Source organism: Streptomyces sp. NPDC037301 (assembly GCF_055602785.1).
The window spans coordinates 66,693-84,234 of record NZ_JBVJWD010000013.1 but is presented as its reverse complement, the minus strand read 5'-3'; the positions used below and the strand labels follow the sequence as shown (position 1 = coordinate 84,234).

Genomic DNA, 17,542 nt, shown 5'->3' with positions numbered 1-17,542 from the left:
CCGCTCTGGCCCGGTGGAACCCCATTCGCGTGATGAGGTCGGCCCTTCGGCGTGGCCCAACCCCCCCCTGGTGGGGGGGGGGGGGGGGGGAGGGGGCCCCCCCCCCCCACACCTCTCAGCCGGTGGGACCGCTGCTGGCCAGCGCGTCGGAGAGGTCCTTCGCGGCCTGCTGCAGAATCGGCACGATCCGCTCCGTCGCCGCCTCCGTCACCCGGCCCGCCGGACCCGAGATCGAAATCGCGGCCGAGGTGGGGGAGTCGGGTACGGAGACCGCCAGACAGCGCACCCCGATCTCCTGCTCGTTGTCGTCGACCGCGTAGCCGACCCTGCGGACCTGCTCCAGTGCGTCGAGGAAGCCGTCAGGAGTGGTGATCGTCTTCTCGGTGGCGGCCGGCATCCCGGTACGGGCGAGCAGCGCCCGTACCTCCTCCGGGGGAGTGTGCGCCAGCAGCGCCTTGCCGACCCCCGTGGAGTGGGGGAGCACCCGGCGGCCCACCTCGGTGAACATGCGCATCGAGTGCTTGGACGGCACCTGCGCCACGTACACGATCTCGTCGCCGTCGAGCAGCGCCATGTTCGCGGTCTCGCCGGTCTCCTCGACCAGACGCGCGAGATACGGGCGGGCCCAGGTGCCGAGCAGCCGGGACGCGGACTCGCCGAGCCGGATCAGACGCGGGCCGAGCGCATAGCGCCGGTTCGGCTGCTGGCGCACATATCCGCAGATCACCAGCGTGCGCATCAGCCGGTGAATGGTCGGCAGCGGGAGTCCGCTGCTCGCGGAGAGTTCACTCAGCCCGACCTCGCCCCCCGCGTCCGCCATCCGCTCCAGCAGATCGAAGGCGCGCTCAAGGGACTGCACACCGCCGCTGGAAGCGGCGGGCTTGGAGTCGGATGTGCTGGCGTGGGACGGCGGCACGTCAACGGTCCTTTCGAGGCGGAAGAGCAAGGCAGCAGCCTACCGGGCGGTTCCCGATCGGCCCACTGCTCCGGGTGCGGCGTCCTGGCCGGTCAGAGCCTGTTTGTCCCGGTGTCTGCAGTCGGCGGGGCAGTTCTGCGGCGCCGTACTGGTCCCATGTTACGTTCCGCTCCCCGGAATCGGTCTTTTACTTTGTGGAAATCTCCAGTTGTGGGTGCGGGTGGTCCGCCGGCCGTCCGGCGGGGAAGGCGGGGTCTTGACGGGCCCGAATCCCGAGTGAAGACTCCTTCAACAGTTCGTTGAATTTGTCAGTGGTCGAAAGTCCGAAGTGAGGAGCACGGGTGTCCGGTGCGGACGTGGATCTGGTACTGCGCTCGACGCGTGTCGTCACCCCGGACGGGACGCGCCCCGCAGCCGTCGCCGTCGCCGACGGGAGAATCGACGCCGTCCTGCCGTACGGCACCGAGGTGCCGGCCGGTGCCCGGTCGGAGGACTTCGGTGACGACGTCCTGCTGCCCGGACTCGTCGACACCCATGTCCATGTGAACGACCCCGGCCGCACCGAGTGGGAAGGTTTCTCCACCGCCACCCGCGCCGCGGCGGCGGGTGGCATCACCACCCTGCTCGACATGCCGCTCAACTCCCTCCCGCCGACCACGACCGTCGGTCATCTGCGCACCAAGCAACAGGTGGCCGCCCCCAAGGCGCACATCGACACCGGATTCTGGGGCGGAGCCGTCCCGTCCAACGTCAAGGACCTGCGCCCGCTGTACGAGGCCGGGGTGTTCGGCTTCAAGTGCTTCCTCTCGCCCTCCGGCGTCGATGAGTTCCCGGAGCTCGACCAGGAGCAGCTGGCCAGGTCCATGGCCGAGATCGCAGGCTTCGGCGGGCTGCTGATCGTGCACGCCGAGGACCCGCGCCATCTGGCCTCCGCACCGCAGCGAAGCGGGCCCGCGTATGCCGACTTCCTCGCCTCCCGGCCCCGTGACGCCGAGAACACCGCGATCGAGGGGCTCATCGCGCACGCCAGGCGGCTGAACGCCCGGGTTCATGTGCTGCACCTCTCCTCCAGTGACGCGCTGCCGATGATCGCCGCCGCCAAGCGCGAGGGCGTACGGATCACCGTCGAGTCCTGTCCGCACTTCCTCACCCTCACCGCCGAGGAAGTCCCGGACAGTGCGACGGAGTTCAAGTGCTGCCCGCCGATCCGGGAGGCCGCCAACCAGGACGCGCTGTGGGACGGGCTGGCCGACGGGACGATCGACTGCATCGTCTCCGACCACTCGCCGTGCACCACCGACCTCAAGACGCCGGACTTCGCCTCCGCCTGGGGCGGCATCTCCTCTCTCCAGCTGGGGCTCCCCGCCATCTGGACCGAGGCCCGCAAGCGCGGCCACTCGCTCGACGACGTCGTCCGCTGGATGTCGGCCGCCCCCGCGGAGCTGGCCGGGCTCACCCGCAAGGGCGCCATCGAGGCCGGCCGCGACGCCGACTTCGCCGTCCTCGCCCCGGACGAGAGCTTCACCGTCGACCCCGCCGAGCTCTTCCACCGAAACCAGGTCACCGCCTACGCCGGCAGGACCCTGCACGGCGTCGTGAGATCGACTTGGCTGCGCGGCGTAAGGATCGTGGCGGACGGCACCGTCGCCGAACCCACCGGACGACTCCTCGAAAGGAACCACTGACCATGACGGCGACAGCCCGCTTCACCGGTGACGCGAGTCCGTACGGCGGCGGCGATCCGTACGCCGACTACCGCACCGCCGACTTCCCCTTCACCGACCTCGTCGACCTCGCCGACCGGCGGCTCGGCGCGGGAGTGATCGCCGCCAACGACGAGTTCTTCGCCGAGCGCGAGAATCTGCTGAAGCCGGAGCCCGCCGAGTTCGATCCCGAGCGCTTCGGTCACAAGGGCAAGATCATGGACGGCTGGGAGACCCGCCGCCGACGCGGCGCGGGCGCCGACCGGCCGCACCCCACGGACGAGGACCACGACTGGGCACTCGTACGGCTCGGCGCGCCCGGAGTCGTGCGCGGCATCATCGTCGACACCGCCCACTTCCGCGGCAACTACCCGCGGGCCGTCTCCGTCGAGGCGGCCCGCGTCCCCGGCTCCCCGTCGCCCGAAGAACTCCTCGCGCCCGGCGTGAAGTGGACAACGCTCGTACCGCGTACGGCCGTTGGCGGGCACGCAGTCAATGGTTTCGTCGTCGCGGCCGAGCGGCGTGTCACCCATCTGCGGGTCAATCAGCACCCCGATGGCGGGATCGCCCGACTCCGGGTGTACGGCGAGGTCGCCCCCGACCCCGCCTGGCTGGCCGCCCTCGGCACCTTTGATCTGGTCGCCCTGGAGAACGGCGGCACGGTCGAGGACGCGTCCGACCGCTTCTACTCCCCGGCCACCAACACCATCCAGCCGGGCAGGTCCCGCAAGATGGACGACGGCTGGGAGACCCGCCGCCGACGCGACAAGGGCAACGACTGGATCCGCTACCGGCTCGTCGAGCAGGCGGAGATCCGCGCCGTCGAGATCGACACCGCGTATCTGAAGGGCAACTCGGCAGGCTGGGCGAGCCTTTCCGCATGCGACGGGGAGAGCGGCGAGTGGACCGAGGTGCTGCCCCGGACCCGGCTGCAGCCCGACACGAACCACCGCTTCGTCCTGCCGGAGGCGGTGCGCGCCACGCACATCCGGATCGACATCTTCCCCGACGGCGGCATCTCCCGGCTGCGGCTGTTCGGCTCACCGACACAGGAGGGTGCCACGCGACTGGCCGCGCGCCACCGCGAGCTCGACGGTTAGAGTCTCCGGATCCATCCGGGTGTGCCCCATCAGTCCGCATCCAAGGCATATGGGACCCTAGGGGCATGATCTTCATCGCCGTCAAATTCACCGTCCACAGCGCCGACCGCGACAACTGGCTCCCGGCCGTCGAGGACTTCACCCTCGCCACCCGGAAGGAGCCCGGCAATGTGTTCTTCGAGTGGTCGTACAGCGTCGAGAACCCGGACCAGTTCGTCCTGCTGGAGGCCTTCGCCTCCCCCGAGGCCGGGGAGGCCCATGTGAAGTCGCAGCACTTCGCCGCGGCGATGGACACGATGGCGGATCTCGTCGCCCAGACTCCGGAGATCATCAACGTCGAGGTGCCGGGTGAGGGTTGGTCCCGGATGGCGGAGCTCACCCCGCGCTCGCGGTGATCCGCACGTCGTCGTGTCCGTGCCGAGTGACGCGGACACGACGGCACGGACACACTCCGACGCGACAGGCCCCTCAGAACTCCTCGTGGACCTCGGGATCCCCGCCGAACCGCTGCCGCGGCCCGGCCGAGATGCGAGCCAGCTCGTCCGCCGTCAGCTCGAACCCGAACAGGTCCAGGTTCTCGCGCTGCCGTCCCGGATCGGCCGACTTGGGGATCGGTACTGCACCGAGCTGGGTGTGCCAGCGCAGCACGGCCTGAGCGGGCGTCACACCATGCGCGCCGGCGACGGCGACCAGCTCCGGGGCGGCCAGCAGATCGCGCCCGCGGCCGAGCGGACTCCAGCTCTCCGTGACGATGCCCTTGGCGGCGTGCGCGGACCGCAGTTCGTCCTGCGGCAGGCGCGGGTGCATCTCGATCTGGTTGACGGCCGGCAGCACCCCCGTCTCCTGCTCCAGCCGGTCGATCTGGGCCGCGGTGAAGTTGGAGACGCCGATCGAGCGCACCAGACCGTCCTCACGGAGCCGGATCAGCGCCTTCCAGGTGTCGACGTACCGATCGAGCCGGGGCAACGGCCAGTGGATGAGATACAGATCCACGTACTCCAGCCCGAGATTGCGCCGCGACTCCTCGAACGACGCCAGCGTCGGCTCGTAGCCGTGATGCCGGCCCGGGACCTTGGTGGTGACGAAGACATCCTCCCTCCGCACGCCGCTGCGGGCGATCCCGCGTCCGGTACCGGTCTCGTTGCGGTAGCTCAGTGCGGTGTCGACGAGCCGGTAGCCGAGGCCCAGGGCCCCGGCGACGGCCTTCTCCGCAGCGTCGTCGCCCAACGGCCAGGTGCCGAGCCCGACGGCGGGAATGGCGCGGCCGTCGTTCAGGGTGTGAACCGGGGTCTCGGTCATGATCTCCCTTTTCGTCCGGAAACCTCACTGGCCAGGGTAGGGCGGACCGGGGCGCGAGACACGGACCGTGCGGGTGAGCCCGGCTCACAGCCCCACGAGACCTGCGCAGTTGGGTGATGACCTCGCCGCCCCGGCCGTGGCCGTAGCCCCGCCGGATCGGGCCGAGGACCGGGAGACCGGCCGGCGGGTTGCCGCTGCGAAGCAGGGTCAAGCGGTGTGGCCCCCGTCCACCGTCACCTCCGTACCCGTGATGTACGCCGCCTCGTCACTGGCCAAGTAGGCGATCAGGGAAGCCACTTCGTCCACGGTGCCGAACCGGTCCAGTGCGGTCGCGGACAGCTGTCCGGCGGCGAGCGGGCCGTCGGCCGGGTTGAGGTCCGTGTCGACCGGACCCGGCTGGACCAGGTTGACCGTGATGCCGCGCGGGCCGAGTTCGCGGGCGAGCGGCTTGGTCAGGCCGGCCAGCGCCGACTTGCTCATCGTGTAGAGGGTGGAGCCGGGACCGCCCGCGTGCCGGCTGAGAGCCGTGCCGAGGGAAATGATGCGGCCACCGTTCCCCATCAGCCCCGCCGCCGCGCGGCAGGCCAGGAAGACCGCCCGTACGTTGACCGCGAGCACCCGGTCGACGTCGGCGGGGGTGAGGGTTTCGATGGGGCCGAGGACGCCGATGCCCGCGTTGTTGACCAGGATGTCGAGCCGGCCGAGCGCGTCAGCGGCACGGCGCACGGCCGCCGGAACGGCATCCGGGTCGCCCGAGTCGGCGCGCAGGGCGATTCCGTGGCGGCCGTACGACTGGATCTTCTTGACGACCGCCTGCGCGCCGTCCTCGTTCCGCACGTATGTCAGCGCCACATCGGCGCCGTCCCGGGCCAGCCGCAGGGCGGTCGCGGCACCGATGCCCCGGCTGCCGCCGGTGACGAGTGCGGCCCTGTTCGAGCCGGTGGTCGTGGTGGCGCTGGTCGTGGTCATGGTGGGTCTCCTGGTCCGTGAGGCAGGGTCCTGTGCGGCGTCGGGTCTTTCGACGCCCGGGTCTTTCGACATGGACAAGGAAAGATCTTCTGCGCGGCGGAAACCGGCGGGAATCGGACGCCCACCCCGATGCGCCCGGGAGCGGGGGTTGCGAACTGCGGTCGGTTTGCTGCGTTGTGTTGTAGTGAGTGAAGGGGGGAGCGATCGATTTCCGCACCAGGAGAAGGACCATGGCGAAGCTGACTCTCACCACATTTCTCTCGCTCGACGGCGTCATGCAGGCGCCGGGCGGCCCCGACGAGGACACCAGCGGCGGGTTCGAGTACGGCGGCTGGCTCGTACCGTTCGCGGACGAGGGCATGGGGCAGTTCATGACCGAGGTGTTCGACCGGTGCGCCGCGTTTCTGCTGGGCCGCCGTACGTACGACATCTTCGCCGCGCACTGGCCCAAGGTGACCGACCCCGACGACCCCGTCGCCGGCCGCCTCAACCGGTACCCCAAGTACGTCGTCTCGACCACCCTGGAGAAGGCGGACTGGCAGAACACGACCGTCATCTCCACCGACGTCGTCGAGGAGGTCGCCCGGATCAAGGAGCGGACGGATGGCGGCGAACTCCAGATCCACGGCAGTGGCGCCCTCGCCCGGTCCCTGATGGCGCATGACCTGATCGACGAGTACAACCTCCTCGTCCACCCGGTCGTGCTCGGCCGGGGCCGTCGGCTCTTCCCGGACGGCGGGCTGCCGACCGCCTTCGAACAGACCGAGGCGCGCACGACCCCCAACGGCATCTCGATCCACACCTACCGGCCCACCGGAGGCGCACAGTTCGGATCCTTCGCCCTCGACGAGTGAGATCGAGTGAGCCGATCGGGTCCGCGCCGAGCGGACGCTGCTTCCACCGGGACGGAACGCCTCCCGCACCCCGCGCAGCGGCGGCGAAACCGTGGCGCCGGATGCGCACGGGACGCCGTCCCGTGCGGCGCGGCGTCCGCCTTTCTGCCCATCAGCCGGAGGCGTAGCGCATCGCCAGCGCGCGTACTGTCGCGGCGAGCGCGGCCCTCAATTCGGGTGGGCCCAGTACCTCGACATCCTCGCCCAGGGCCAGGAACACGCCGTGGGCATGATCGAGCGACTCGACGGGCAGCGCCGCACGGATCCAGCCGTCCGGATCCGGCGTTCCGCTGTCGGCCAGTGCCCGGGCCGCCGCCCCCATGAGGCGTGACGCGGCGTGCGGTGCGATGCGTACCAGTGCCTCCGCCCTATGGAGACGGGCGTGGAAGCCCGCCTGATGGCGCTCCCAGTGTCCGGCAAGGTCGAAGTTCTCGGGAGGGGTGAACTTCTCGTCGAGGACGGTGAGCCGGAGGATCTGGTCGACCCGGTACGTACGCGGTCCCGGCCCGGCGACGACGTACCAGCGTCCTGCCTTGAGTACCAGCCCGTACGGCTCCAGCCGCCGGTCGATATCGGTCGGCTGCTGCCAGCGGCGATAGCGGACGTCGAGGACCCGGCTGTGCCACACCGCGTCGGCGACCTGCTGGAGGTACGGGGTCTCCTCGTCCTGCGCGTACCAGCCGGGCGCGTCGAGATGGAAGCGGGCGCGCATCCGGTCGGCCTGCTCGCGGAGTTCGGGCGGCAGCGCCGCGCGCAGTTTGAGCTGGGCCGCCGCTAGGGGCGCGCCGAGACCGAGATCCGCCGCGGGCCCGGGGATGCCGGACAGGAAGAGGGCCTCCGCCTCGCCCGCGCTGAGCCCGGTCAGCCGCGTGCGGTAGCCCGCGAGCAGCTGGTAGCCGCCAGAGTGCCCGGCATCCCCGTACAGCGGAACGCCCGCCGCGTGCAGCGATTCGATGTCGCGGTAGACGGTCCGCACGGACACCGCCAGCTCCGCCGCGAGCTGTGCGGCGGTCATTCGGCCCCGGGTCTGGAGCAGCAGGACGATCGAGAGGAGTCGGCTGGACTTCACTGACACAAGGTGTCAGTGAAGTCCGTCTACGGTCCAGCCATGGCCTTGGAGGAAGACCCGGCCGGGATCGATTTCCGGGACGAGGAGGGGTAGCCGCTGCCCCTCCCGCCGGCCCCCTCCCACCGACCTTTTCCGACGAACCTCAGGAGACCTCTCATGAACGACTTCGACTTCCTCGCCGGCACGTGGGACGTCACCAACCGCCGGCGGACCGACTTCCTCGACGAGACGAGTGCGTGGGAGGAGTTCCCCGCCGTCAGTCACGCCTCGCGTCACTTCGACGGCGGGGCGAGCTTCGACGAGATCGACTTCCTGGAGCAGGGGCACTGCGGGCTCACCCTGCGGCTGTACGACCCCGAGCGGGAGCAGTGGTCCCTGTACTGGTCGAGCAGCCGCACCGGAGCGCTGTTCCCGCCGGTCGTGGGCCGGTTCGAGGACGGCCGGGGCGAGTTCTACGGAGACGACACGTACGACGGAAAGCAGGTCCGGGTGCGGTTCATCTGGTCGGGGATCACTGCGGATTCGGCCCGCTGGGAGCAGGCGTTCTCCTTGGATGACGGCGAGAGCTGGCTGACCAACTGGATCATGGAGCTGGCGCGCCGCTGACACCGACGGCGTAGCACGGGACGACGGATGGGACGGGTATTCCCCGGGCCGGGCACTGCCCGGTACGTTGATCGTTCCGCGTGCGAGCCGTCGAGGTCTCCACAGCGTTCCCGCATCATTCCCGCCGTGGAGAGCCAGGAGGCCGGCGGCCGCCTCGACCACGGTCCGGAGCCGGACGGGGGCTTCGGCATCTGGGCCTGGCTGCCGTGGTCGCCCTGATCGCCGGACGGTCCGGGGCGGACGCAAGGATTCCCGGCGCATCCGGTGTCCGGACCTGACCACGGTTGGCGTCATGACCGCCCCGACCCCCATGGGTCCCGTGGCGCAGCCCGTCCGGCTGCTCATCGTCGACGACGACCCGCTCGTACGGGCCGGTCTCACTCTCATGCTCGGCGGCGCCGGCGACATCGACATCGTGGGGGAGGCGGCCGACGGCTCCGAGGTCGCGGATCTCGTCGACCGGCTCCGCCCCGATGTGGTGCTGATGGACATCCAGATGCCGACCATGGACGGGCTGACGGCTACGGAGGCACTGCGGACCCGTCCCGATGCTCCGGAGATCATCGTCCTGACGACGTTCCACGCCGACGAACAGGTGCTGCGGGCCATCCGCGCCGGAGCCGTCGGCTTTGTCCTGAAGGACACCCCTCCGGACCGGATCGTCGACTCGGTGCGGCGGGTGGCGGCCGGTGATCCGGTGCTGTCGCCGGCGGTTACCCGCAGGCTCATGGCCCGCGCCGCCGGGACCGGGCCCGGCGGCGGCCGGGACGGCCGGGTGGACCGCGCCGACCGGGCACGACGGCGGATCGCCGCGCTCGCCGACCGGGAACGCGAGGTCGCGATCGCCGTCGGACGCGGCCGCTCCAACGCCGAGAACGCCGCCACGCTCTATCTGAGCGTGGCGACCGTCAAGACGCAGGTGTCCTGGATCCTGGCCAAATTCGATTTCAACAACCGTGTCCAGATCGCGCTGTTGGTGCACGACGCGGGCCTGCTGGACGACGACGGCGCAGGCCCGGCGGCATAGGCTGAACCGGTCGATCGCGAGTGATCGAGCCGATCAGACCGGGAGGGGCGATCCCATGTCCGATGCCAGCAGCCACGTCGATGTCGATCTGCGCGGGGTCAAGGACTTCACCGCGAATCCCTATCCGTACTACGAGAAGCTGCGTGCCGCAGGTCCCGTGCACACCATCCGTACCGACGAATTCGAGCGGATCTGGCTCGTGGTCGGGTACGGCGAGGGCCGCGCGGCCCTCGCCGACCAGCGGTTCGGCAAGGAGTGGCAGGGGCTGGTGGACCGCCCCGAGGGGAACGATCCGATCTTCGCCAACATGCTGGAGCTGGACGCACCCCATCACACCCGGCTGCGCAAGCTCGTCACCCGGGAGTTCACCGCACGCCGGGTCGAGGCCCTGCGCCCGCGTGTCCAGCAGATCACCGACGGGCTCCTCGACGCGATGGTGCCCGCCGGGCGCGCCGATCTCGTGGACGCGCTCGCCTTCCCGCTGCCGATGACCGTCATCTGCGAACTGATCGGTGTGCCGGACCTGGACCGGAACACCTTCCGCAAACTGTCGAACGACGTCGTCACCCCGGCCACGCCGGAGCAGGAGCGCGAGGCGGTGACCGCCATGGGCGTGTACCTCGCCGAGCTCATCGAGGACAAGCGGTGCTCGCCGGGTGAGGACCTGATGAGCGCCCTGGTCAGGACACGCGACGAGGAGGGGGACGGGTTGTCGCCCGACGAGCTCGTGGGCATGGCCTTCCTGCTGCTTGTCGCCGGCCATGAGACCACGGTCAACCTGATCTCCAACGGAGTACGGGCACTGCTTCACCACCCGGACCAACTGGCCGCACTTCGCGCGGACTTCGGCCTGATCGACGGCGCGGTCGAGGAGATGCTGCGCTATGACGGACCGGTGGAGACCGCCACGTTCCGCTTCCCCCGCGAACCGGTCGAGATCGGGCAGAGGGTCATTCCGGCGGGCGAGCCGGTTCTGATCTCCCTGGCGGGCGCCGACCGCGACCCCGGCCGCTACTCGGAACCGGACCGCTTCGACATCCGCCGCGACACCCAGGGGCATCTGGCCTTCGGGCACGGCCTGCACTTCTGTCTGGGTGCGCCGCTGGCCCGGATGGAGGGCCGGATCGCGATCCGTACGCTGCTGGAGCGGTGCCCCGGTCTCGAACTGGACGCGGACGCGGGGGAGCCGGACTGGCTCCCGGGGATGCTGATCCGTGGGGTCCGCGAGCTGCCCGTCCGCTGGTGAGGTAAGAAGCTCTGTCATGACCGGACTTGATTTGCAGATGGCACAGAAGGTCCTCGACAGCCAGCCGTTCAGCGGGCTCGTCGGGGCGCGGATCACCGCCTTCGGGGACGGCGCCGCCACACTCGAGGTGGACATCCGTCAGGAACTCCAGCAGCAGAACGGCTTTCTGCACGGCGGAGTCCTGGCCTACGCCGCCGACAACTCGATCACCTTCGCCGCCGGGACGACCCTCGGCCCGGCCGTGCTGACCGGCGGTTTCTCCATCCAGTACATACGGCCCGCCACCGGCCGCACGCTCATCGCCCACGCCGATGTCGTGCACACCGGCCGCCGTCAGGCCGTGGTCCGCTGCGAGCTGTTCGCCGCGGGGGAGGACGGAGCGAAGACGCTCTGCGCGGTCGCCCAGGGGACCGTGCTGTCCGCCGCACCGTCCTGAAGCGCCCTGACCGCGCCCCCGGCGGCCGGTCAGCGGCAGTTCATCCGGCGGCGCGGGCGCCGGACCGGACGGCTGCTCCGTCGGCGATCTCCGCGATCCGCACGGGGCGCCGCTCCCGGCGGGACACCTCGCACGCCTCCGCGATCAGCAGCGCGTACCACGCTTCCCGCCCGTCGCACGGATTGGGCAGCTCGCCCCGCACCACCCGTACGAACGCGTCCAGTTCCGCCTCGTACGCCGGGGCGAACCGCTCCAGGAAGCCCGGCCAGGGGCTGAGCGGCGCGGCGGGGCCCTGCGGCTCCGCCGAGGTGACCGGCGTTCGGTCGTCCAGGCCGACCGTGATCTGGTCCAGTTCGCCGGCCAGTTCCATCCTTACGTCATAACCGGCGCCGTTGCAGCGGGTGGCCGTCGCCGTGGCCAGGGTGCCGTCGTCGAGGGTCAGCAGGGCCGCTGCCGTGTCCACGTCGCCGGCCGCCCGGAACATCTCGGGCCCGGCATCCGATCCGGTGGCGTACACCTCGGTCACCTCGCGGCCCGTCACCCATCGCAGCATGTCGAAGTCATGGACCAGACAGTCCCGGTACAGCCCCCCGGAGAGCGGCAGATACGCTGCGGGCGGCGGTGCGGGGTCCATGGTCATCGCCCGTACGGTGTGCAGCCTGCCCAGCGCCCCTGCCCGCACAGCGGCGCGCGCCGCTGCGTACCCCGCGTCGAACCTGCGCATGAAGCCCAGTTGGAGGACGCTTCCCGCCCGGTCGACCTCGCACAGCGCGCTCAGTGTCCCCGGCAGGTCCAGTGCGATCGGCTTCTCGCAGAACGCGGGCAGTCCCGCCCGTGCGGCCCGCCCGATCAGTTCCGCGTGCGCCGCAGTGGCCGAGGCGATCACCACGGCGTCCACCCCCGCGCCGAACATCTCGGCGGCGCTGACCGCGGTCGTCGCGCCGACGTGGTCCGCGACCTCGGCAGCCCGCGCCCGGTCGGTGTCCGTCACCACCAGGGCGTCCACCTCGGGATGGCGGGCCAGCACGCCCGCGTGGAAGGAACCGATCCGGCCGGTGCCGATGAGTCCGATACGCATGGACCCAACGTGCCGCCCACCGACTGCTCTGTCAACTATATGTCCTGACAAATTGAGGTTTGTTCGGTGTTCATGCTGTCCGGACAACAGAACGACCTGACTACCGGAAGTTCTGACGTGAGGGATACCCTCCACGCGTGCCCAAACCCACCACCGACCCGGCCGCACTTGAACTCGGTGTGGACCGCTCCAGTCCGGTTCCCCTCTACTACCAGCTGGCCCAGCAGCTGGAAGCGGCCATCGAGCAGGGCCGGCTCGCCCCCGGCAGCCTCCTCGGCAACGAGATCGAACTCGCGGCCCGGCTCGGCCTGTCCCGGCCCACCGTCCGCCAGGCCATCCAGTCACTGGTCGACAAGGGGCTGATGGTCCGTCGCCGCGGCGTCGGCACCCAGGTCGTGCACAGCAGGGTCAGGCGCCCGCTCGAACTGAGCAGCCTGTACGACGACCTGGAGGCCGCGGGCGGGCACCCCACGACCCGTGTCCTGCGCAACACCGTCGAGCCCGCCGACGCCTCGGTCGCCGACGCACTCGCAGTCGCGGAGGGCACCGACGTACACCTCGTCGAGCGGCTGCGGTACGCGCACGACGAACCGCTGGCACTCCTGCGCAACCACCTGCCCCTCGGGATCGTCGACCTGGGCACCGAACGGCTGGAAACCACCGGCCTCTACCGGATGATGCGTGGCGCGGGCATCACCCTGCACAGCGCCCGCCAGACTGTCGGCGCCCGGCTCGCCACCGCCGACGAGGCGGCCTCACTCGCCGAGGCCGAGGGGGCCGCGCTGCTGACGATGGAGCGCACCACCTTCGACGACACCGGGCGGGCGGTCGAGTTCGGCTCCCACATCTACCGGGCCTCGCGCTACTCCTTCGATTTCCAGCTGCTCGTACGGTGACGACGGCCACGGGGCCCGTTGACGTCCAAGGCGCCCACCGCTAGAACTGCCGCCAGCCGCATTCGGGCGGCGGGGAGAGAGGGCGGACCCACGATGCGCAGCTTTCGCAAGTCGGCAATCCTGATCGCCACGGCCACCATCGGCATCGGCCTCACCGTCACCGGATGCAGCGGCTCCGGCGGCAAGAGCGCAGAGGAGAAGCCCCAGGACGCAAGCGGCAGCGGGGGCAAGGCGGTCTCCACTCCCCGGATGAAGATCGCGATGGTCACGCACTCCGGGGAGGGCGACACCTTCTGGGACATCGTGCAGAGCGGCGCGAAGCAGGCGGCGGCCAAGGACAACGTCGAGTTCCTGTACTCGGCGAACAAGGAGGGCAAGGAACAGGCCCAGCTCGTCCAGGCAGCCATTGACCAGAAGGTCGACGGCATCGTTGTCACCCTCGCCAAGCCGGAAGCGGTCACGGACGTCGTCGCCAAGGCCGTGAAGGCCGGCATACCCGTCGTGACCATCAACTCGGGCGCGCAGTTCTCCAAGGAGATCGGCGCGCTCGGGCACATCGGGCAGGACGAGAAGGTCGCGGGTGAGGCCGTCGGCGAGGAGCTCGACGCGCGGGGCCGCAAGAAGGCCGTCTGCGTCATCCACGAGCAGGGCAATGTGTCGCTGGAGGAGCGCTGCGCTGGTGTGCGCAAGACCTTCAGGGGCACCGTCGAGAACCTCAATGTGGAGGGCACCAACATGCCCGCCTCCACCTCCTCGATCGAAGCGAAGCTCCAGGCCGACAAGGGCATCGACGCGATCGTCACCCTGGGCGCACCCTTCGCCGCCGCCTCCGTCAAGGCCAAGGAGGGCTCCGGCAGCAGGGCGGAGGTCGACACATTCGATCTGAACGCCGAGGTCGTCAAGCGGCTGAAGGCCGATGAGGTCGGCTTCGCCGTCGACCAGCAGCCCTACCTCCAGGGCTATCTCGCCATCGACGAACTGTGGCTGAACAAGACCAACGGAAACGTCATCGGCGGCGGAAAGCCGGTGCTCACCGGCCCGGCGATCGTCACCGCCGACGACGTGCCGCAGCTGGAGGAATACACCGCGCGCGGCACCCGATGACCGTCCCGCGCGCCGCTGTGCACACCCGGTGCCGACACACGTGCCCCGCCCCTGCCGGGCGGCGCCGTCGGCGGCTCGGGGATACTTGGCCAGCCGGGCAGGGTGTGAATCGTCCCCGGCCCCACCAAGCAGCACAGCGAGCAGCACAAGAAGGGCACGGCGTCGTGGCAAGGGTTCGGACAGGGGTACGTGCGATGGGCGCCGTGCTTGCGGCGGTGCTCGGGGCTTCCCTCGTGGGATGCAGCAGCACCGGTGGCAAGCGGGCGGAGGAGCGCGCGGCCCAGGCCGCCGCCGAGGGCCGGTCCGCGGTGAACACGCCCCGCTGGACCTTCGCCATGGTCACCCACTCGGGCGACGGCGACACCTTCTGGGACATCGTCCAGCGGGGCGCCGAGCAGGCGGCCGTCAAGGACAACATCAAGTTCCTGTACTCGCACAACGACGAGGCGCAGCAGCAGGCCCAGCTCGTCCAGGCCGCCATCGACCAGAAGGTCGACGGGCTGATCGTCACGCTCGCCAAGCCCGACGCGATGAAGGACGTCGTCGCCAAGGCCACCAAGGCCGGTATCCCGGTGATCACGGTGAATTCGGGCTCCGCGGAGTCCAAGCAGTTCGGCGCGCTCACGCATATCGGCCAGGACGAGTCGATCGCGGGTGAGGCCGTGGGCGACGAGCTCAACGCGCGGGGCCGCAAGAAGGCACTGTGCATCCTGCACGAGCAGGGCAACGTCGGCCACGAGCAGCGCTGCGCCGGAGCGAAGAAGACGTTCGACGGGCAGATGCAGAACCTGTACGTCGAAGGCACCAACATGCCCGACGTCCAGGCGTCCATCGAGGCCAAGCTCCAGGCCGACAAGAACATCGACGCGGTCGTCACCCTCGGGGCGCCGTTCGCGGACGCCGCCGTCAAGGCGAAGAAGACCGCGGGCAGCAAGGCCGAGATCGACACCTTCGACCTGAACGCCAAGGTCGCCGCGGCGCTCCAGGACAAGACCCTCGGCTTCGCGGTCGACCAGCAGCCCTACCTCCAGGGGTACGAGGCCGTGGACCTGCTCTGGCTGTACCGCTTCAACGGCAATGTGCTCGGCGGCGGGCGCCCGGTCCTCACCGGCCCGCAGATCATCACCTCGAAGGACGCCGCCGAGCTGGCGCAATACACGAAGCGGGGGACCCGATGAGCACGGTTGCAGGGCCGTCGGCCCCGGCCGGGGCCGACGAGCGGCTGCTGCGCACCTCGCCGCTGCGCAAACTGCTGGGCCGCCCCGAGCTCGGCTCGGTGGTCGGTGCCGCGGCCGTCTTCATCTTCTTCTCGATCGTCGCCGACAGCTTTCTGCGTGCCTCCAGCTTCGGCACGGTGCTGTACGCGGCCTCCACCATCGGGATCATGGCCGCGCCCGTGGCGCTGCTGATGATCGGCGGCGAGTTCGACCTCTCCGCCGGTGTGCTGGTCACCAGTTCCGCGCTGATCTCGTCGATGTTCAGCTATCAGATGACGGCCAACGTCTGGGTCGGCGTCTTTGTGTCGCTGCTGGTCACGCTGGCCATCGGGGCGTTCAACGGCTTCATGCTGACCCGTACCAAACTGCCGAGCTTCATCATCACGCTCGGTACGTTCCTGATGCTGACCGGCCTCAATCTGGGCTTCACCAAGCTGATCAGCGGGACCGTGTCGACGAAGTCCATCGCCGACATGGAGGGCTTCGACTCGGCCCGGCAGGTCTTCGCCTCGCAGTGGACCATCGGCGGCGTCGAGCTGAAGGTCACCATTCTGTGGTGGGCCGTGCTCGTCGCGATCGCCACCTGGATCCTGCTCCGCACCCGCTTCGGCAACTGGATCTTCGCGGTCGGCGGCGAGGCCGACGCGGCCCGCGCGGTCGGCGTCCCGGTGATCCGTACCAAGATCGGGCTCTACCTCGCAGTCGCCTTCGCCGCCTGGGTCTCCGGGCAGCATCTGCTGTTCTCGTTCGACGTGGTGCAGTCCGGCGAGGGCGTCGGCAACGAGCTGATCTACATCATCGCGGCCGTCATCGGCGGCTGTCTGATCACCGGCGGCTACGGCTCCGCCATCGGCTCCGCGGTCGGTGCCTTCATCTTCGGCATGACCAGCAAGGGCATCGTGTACGCGGAGTGGAACCCGGACTGGTTCAAGTTCTTCCTCGGAGCCATGCTGCTCCTGGCCACCCTGCTGAACGCATGGGTACGCAAGCGCGCGGAGGCGACGAAATGACGGCCCCCCAGGCACCGGCCGACCGGGAGACGTCCCACCGGGCGCTCGTCGAGCTGGATCACGTCAGCAAGTTCTACGGCAACATCAAGGCCCTGACGGACGTCTCGCTGGAGGTGCACGCGGGGGAGATCTCCTGCGTCCTCGGTGACAACGGCGCCGGCAAGTCCACCCTGATCAAGATCATCGCGGGGCTGCACCGGCACGACGCGGGGACCTTCCTCATCGAGGGCGAGGAGACCACCCTCGCCAACCCGCGCGACGCCCTCGACCGCGGCATCGCCACGGTCTACCAGGACCTGGCCGTCGTCCCCCTGATGCCGGTCTGGCGGAACTTCTTCCTCGGCTCCGAGCCGACCACCGGCGCGGGCCCCTTCAAGCGCCTCGACGTGCGGCTGATGCGCGAGACGACCCGCTCCGAGCTGCTGCGCATGGGCATCGACCTGCGCGACGTCGACCAGCCGATCGGCACGCTCTCCGGCGGTGAGCGCCAGTGCGTCGCCATCGCGCGGGCCGTCTACTTCGGCGCCAAGGTCCTCGTCCTGGACGAGCCCACCGCCGCTCTCGGCGTCAAGCAGTCCGGGGTCGTCCTCAAGTACGTCGCGGCCGCCCGCGACGCGGGGCTCGGCGTGGTCCTCATCACGCACAACCCGCACCACGCGTATCTCGTCGGTGACCGGTTCGTCCTGCTCAAGCGGGGCGCCATGTCCGGCAGTCACACCAAGGCGAACATCACTCTGGACGAGCTGACCCGCCAGATGGCGGGCGGCAGCGAGCTGGAGGAGCTCAGCCACGAGCTGGAGCGGGCCCCGGGTCCGGCCCATCTGGGCGGCCACCCGGTCGCCGACGACCCCCAGTAGTCCCGGGCCGGTACCGGCCCTCAAGGGCCCGGTCCGCCAGCCGCAGTGCCCCGGCAGTGGCAGAATCGAGCCCGACGGGCGCAGTCCGCCGCCGGGAGCACCGCCCCCGGCCCCCC

18 protein-coding genes are annotated in these 17,542 nt (G+C 70.1%); 13 read left to right on the top strand and 5 right to left on the bottom strand.

Annotation, left to right across the window (positions count from 1 at the left end; all coding sequences use genetic code 11):
* Nucleotides 1-115 precede the first annotated feature (115 nt).
* On the bottom strand, nt 116-916 hold the full coding sequence (locus tag ACZ7IB_RS21590; protein WP_470914624.1) for an IclR family transcriptional regulator: 801 nt from the start codon (nt 914-916) through the stop codon (nt 116-118).
* Between the two features lie 341 nt (nt 917-1,257).
* On the opposite strand from ACZ7IB_RS21590, the gene allB reads away from it, so the two are divergent.
* From allB to ACZ7IB_RS21575, 3 genes are all read left to right on the top strand, one after another.
* Nucleotides 1,258-2,601 carry an allantoinase AllB gene (gene allB, locus ACZ7IB_RS21585; RefSeq protein WP_470914621.1) on the top strand — a complete coding sequence of 448 codons (1,344 nt, stop codon included), beginning with the start codon at nt 1,258-1,260 and terminating at the stop codon, nt 2,599-2,601.
* A gap of 2 nt (nt 2,602-2,603) precedes the next feature.
* Nucleotides 2,604-3,719: an allantoicase gene (alc, locus tag ACZ7IB_RS21580; protein WP_470914619.1), complete on the top strand. Its 1,116-nt coding sequence runs from the start codon at nt 2,604-2,606 to the stop codon at nt 3,717-3,719.
* 65 nt (nt 3,720-3,784) lie between these two features.
* Complete coding sequence (locus ACZ7IB_RS21575) at nt 3,785-4,114, top strand: putative quinol monooxygenase (protein ID WP_114247492.1); 330 nt, start codon at nt 3,785-3,787, stop codon at nt 4,112-4,114.
* Nucleotides 4,115-4,187: 73 nt separating this feature from the next.
* On the opposite strand, the gene ACZ7IB_RS21570 is transcribed toward ACZ7IB_RS21575, so the two are convergent.
* Together ACZ7IB_RS21570 and ACZ7IB_RS21565 are read right to left on the bottom strand one after the other, a co-directional pair.
* Entirely contained in the window at nt 4,188-5,018 is an 831-nt protein-coding gene (locus ACZ7IB_RS21570) for an aldo/keto reductase (RefSeq protein ID WP_470914614.1), read from the bottom strand.
* 207 nt (nt 5,019-5,225) lie between these two features.
* Nucleotides 5,226-5,987, bottom strand: a complete 762-nt coding sequence (locus ACZ7IB_RS21565; protein WP_470914612.1) for an SDR family oxidoreductase — start codon at nt 5,985-5,987, stop codon at nt 5,226-5,228.
* A 230-nt stretch (nt 5,988-6,217) separates the two neighbouring features.
* On the opposite strand from ACZ7IB_RS21565, the gene ACZ7IB_RS21560 reads away from it, so the two are divergent.
* Entirely contained in the window at nt 6,218-6,841 is a 624-nt protein-coding gene (locus ACZ7IB_RS21560) for a dihydrofolate reductase family protein (protein ID WP_470914610.1), read from the top strand.
* A gap of 151 nt (nt 6,842-6,992) precedes the next feature.
* Here the strand turns inward: ACZ7IB_RS21560 and ACZ7IB_RS21555 are convergent, their stop codons facing one another.
* Nucleotides 6,993-7,949, bottom strand: coding sequence for a helix-turn-helix transcriptional regulator (locus ACZ7IB_RS21555; protein ID WP_470914609.1), 957 nt, complete (start codon nt 7,947-7,949; stop codon nt 6,993-6,995).
* A gap of 156 nt (nt 7,950-8,105) precedes the next feature.
* Between ACZ7IB_RS21555 and ACZ7IB_RS21550 the strand changes: the two genes are divergently transcribed.
* The 4 genes from ACZ7IB_RS21550 (at nt 8,106) to ACZ7IB_RS21535 (ending at nt 11,264) form a co-directional block, all read left to right on the top strand.
* Nucleotides 8,106-8,555, top strand: a complete 450-nt coding sequence (locus ACZ7IB_RS21550; RefSeq protein ID WP_470914605.1) for a hypothetical protein — start codon at nt 8,106-8,108, stop codon at nt 8,553-8,555.
* A 292-nt stretch (nt 8,556-8,847) separates the two neighbouring features.
* A complete protein-coding gene (locus ACZ7IB_RS21545; protein ID WP_470914602.1) occupies nt 8,848-9,582 on the top strand; it encodes a response regulator transcription factor in 735 nt (244 codons plus the stop codon).
* A gap of 55 nt (nt 9,583-9,637) precedes the next feature.
* Entirely contained in the window at nt 9,638-10,828 is a 1,191-nt protein-coding gene (locus ACZ7IB_RS21540) for a cytochrome P450 family protein (protein WP_470914601.1), read from the top strand.
* Nucleotides 10,829-10,844: 16 nt separating this feature from the next.
* Nucleotides 10,845-11,264, top strand: a complete 420-nt coding sequence (locus ACZ7IB_RS21535) for a PaaI family thioesterase (RefSeq protein ID WP_470914599.1) — start codon at nt 10,845-10,847, stop codon at nt 11,262-11,264.
* A gap of 40 nt (nt 11,265-11,304) precedes the next feature.
* Here ACZ7IB_RS21535 and ACZ7IB_RS21530 read toward each other — a convergent pair whose 3' ends face one another.
* Entirely contained in the window at nt 11,305-12,342 is a 1,038-nt protein-coding gene (locus ACZ7IB_RS21530) for a Gfo/Idh/MocA family protein (protein ID WP_470914597.1), read from the bottom strand.
* A gap of 137 nt (nt 12,343-12,479) precedes the next feature.
* Between ACZ7IB_RS21530 and ACZ7IB_RS21525 the strand changes: the two genes are divergently transcribed.
* From ACZ7IB_RS21525 to ACZ7IB_RS21505, 5 genes are all read left to right on the top strand, one after another.
* Nucleotides 12,480-13,238 (top strand): GntR family transcriptional regulator, encoded by a 759-nt coding sequence (locus tag ACZ7IB_RS21525; RefSeq protein WP_470914595.1) that lies wholly within the window; start codon nt 12,480-12,482, stop codon nt 13,236-13,238.
* A 93-nt stretch (nt 13,239-13,331) separates the two neighbouring features.
* Nucleotides 13,332-14,342 carry a sugar ABC transporter substrate-binding protein gene (locus tag ACZ7IB_RS21520; protein ID WP_470914593.1) on the top strand — a complete coding sequence of 337 codons (1,011 nt, stop codon included), beginning with the start codon at nt 13,332-13,334 and terminating at the stop codon, nt 14,340-14,342.
* Between the two features lie 164 nt (nt 14,343-14,506).
* Nucleotides 14,507-15,520, top strand: coding sequence for a sugar ABC transporter substrate-binding protein (locus ACZ7IB_RS21515; RefSeq protein ID WP_470914592.1), 1,014 nt, complete (start codon nt 14,507-14,509; stop codon nt 15,518-15,520).
* On the top strand, nt 15,517-16,569 hold the full coding sequence (locus tag ACZ7IB_RS21510; RefSeq protein WP_470914590.1) for an ABC transporter permease: 1,053 nt from the start codon (nt 15,517-15,519) through the stop codon (nt 16,567-16,569). Before ACZ7IB_RS21515 ends, ACZ7IB_RS21510 begins: the two co-directional genes overlap by 4 nt.
* Nucleotides 16,566-17,426: an ATP-binding cassette domain-containing protein gene (locus ACZ7IB_RS21505; protein WP_470914588.1), complete on the top strand. Its 861-nt coding sequence runs from the start codon at nt 16,566-16,568 to the stop codon at nt 17,424-17,426. Before ACZ7IB_RS21510 ends, ACZ7IB_RS21505 begins: the two co-directional genes overlap by 4 nt.
* The last annotated feature ends 116 nt before the right edge of the window (nt 17,427-17,542 follow it).

Coding starts and splice junctions, on each gene's coding strand:
- alc (WP_470914619.1), top strand. CDS start 2,604: ATGACGGCGACAGCCCGCTTCACCGGTGACGCGAGTCCGTACGGCGGC.
- ACZ7IB_RS21575 (WP_114247492.1), top strand. CDS start 3,785: ATGATCTTCATCGCCGTCAAATTCACCGTCCACAGCGCCGACCGCGAC.
- ACZ7IB_RS21570 (WP_470914614.1), bottom strand. CDS start 5,018: ATGACCGAGACCCCGGTTCACACCCTGAACGACGGCCGCGCCATTCCC.
- ACZ7IB_RS21565 (WP_470914612.1), bottom strand. CDS start 5,987: ATGACCACGACCAGCGCCACCACGACCACCGGCTCGAACAGGGCCGCA.
- ACZ7IB_RS21560 (WP_470914610.1), top strand. CDS start 6,218: ATGGCGAAGCTGACTCTCACCACATTTCTCTCGCTCGACGGCGTCATG.
- ACZ7IB_RS21550 (WP_470914605.1), top strand. CDS start 8,106: ATGAACGACTTCGACTTCCTCGCCGGCACGTGGGACGTCACCAACCGC.
- ACZ7IB_RS21545 (WP_470914602.1), top strand. CDS start 8,848: ATGACCGCCCCGACCCCCATGGGTCCCGTGGCGCAGCCCGTCCGGCTG.
- ACZ7IB_RS21540 (WP_470914601.1), top strand. CDS start 9,638: ATGTCCGATGCCAGCAGCCACGTCGATGTCGATCTGCGCGGGGTCAAG.
- ACZ7IB_RS21535 (WP_470914599.1), top strand. CDS start 10,845: ATGACCGGACTTGATTTGCAGATGGCACAGAAGGTCCTCGACAGCCAG.
- ACZ7IB_RS21530 (WP_470914597.1), bottom strand. CDS start 12,342: ATGCGTATCGGACTCATCGGCACCGGCCGGATCGGTTCCTTCCACGCG.
- ACZ7IB_RS21520 (WP_470914593.1), top strand. CDS start 13,332: ATGCGCAGCTTTCGCAAGTCGGCAATCCTGATCGCCACGGCCACCATC.
- ACZ7IB_RS21510 (WP_470914590.1), top strand. CDS start 15,517: ATGAGCACGGTTGCAGGGCCGTCGGCCCCGGCCGGGGCCGACGAGCGG.
- ACZ7IB_RS21505 (WP_470914588.1), top strand. CDS start 16,566: ATGACGGCCCCCCAGGCACCGGCCGACCGGGAGACGTCCCACCGGGCG.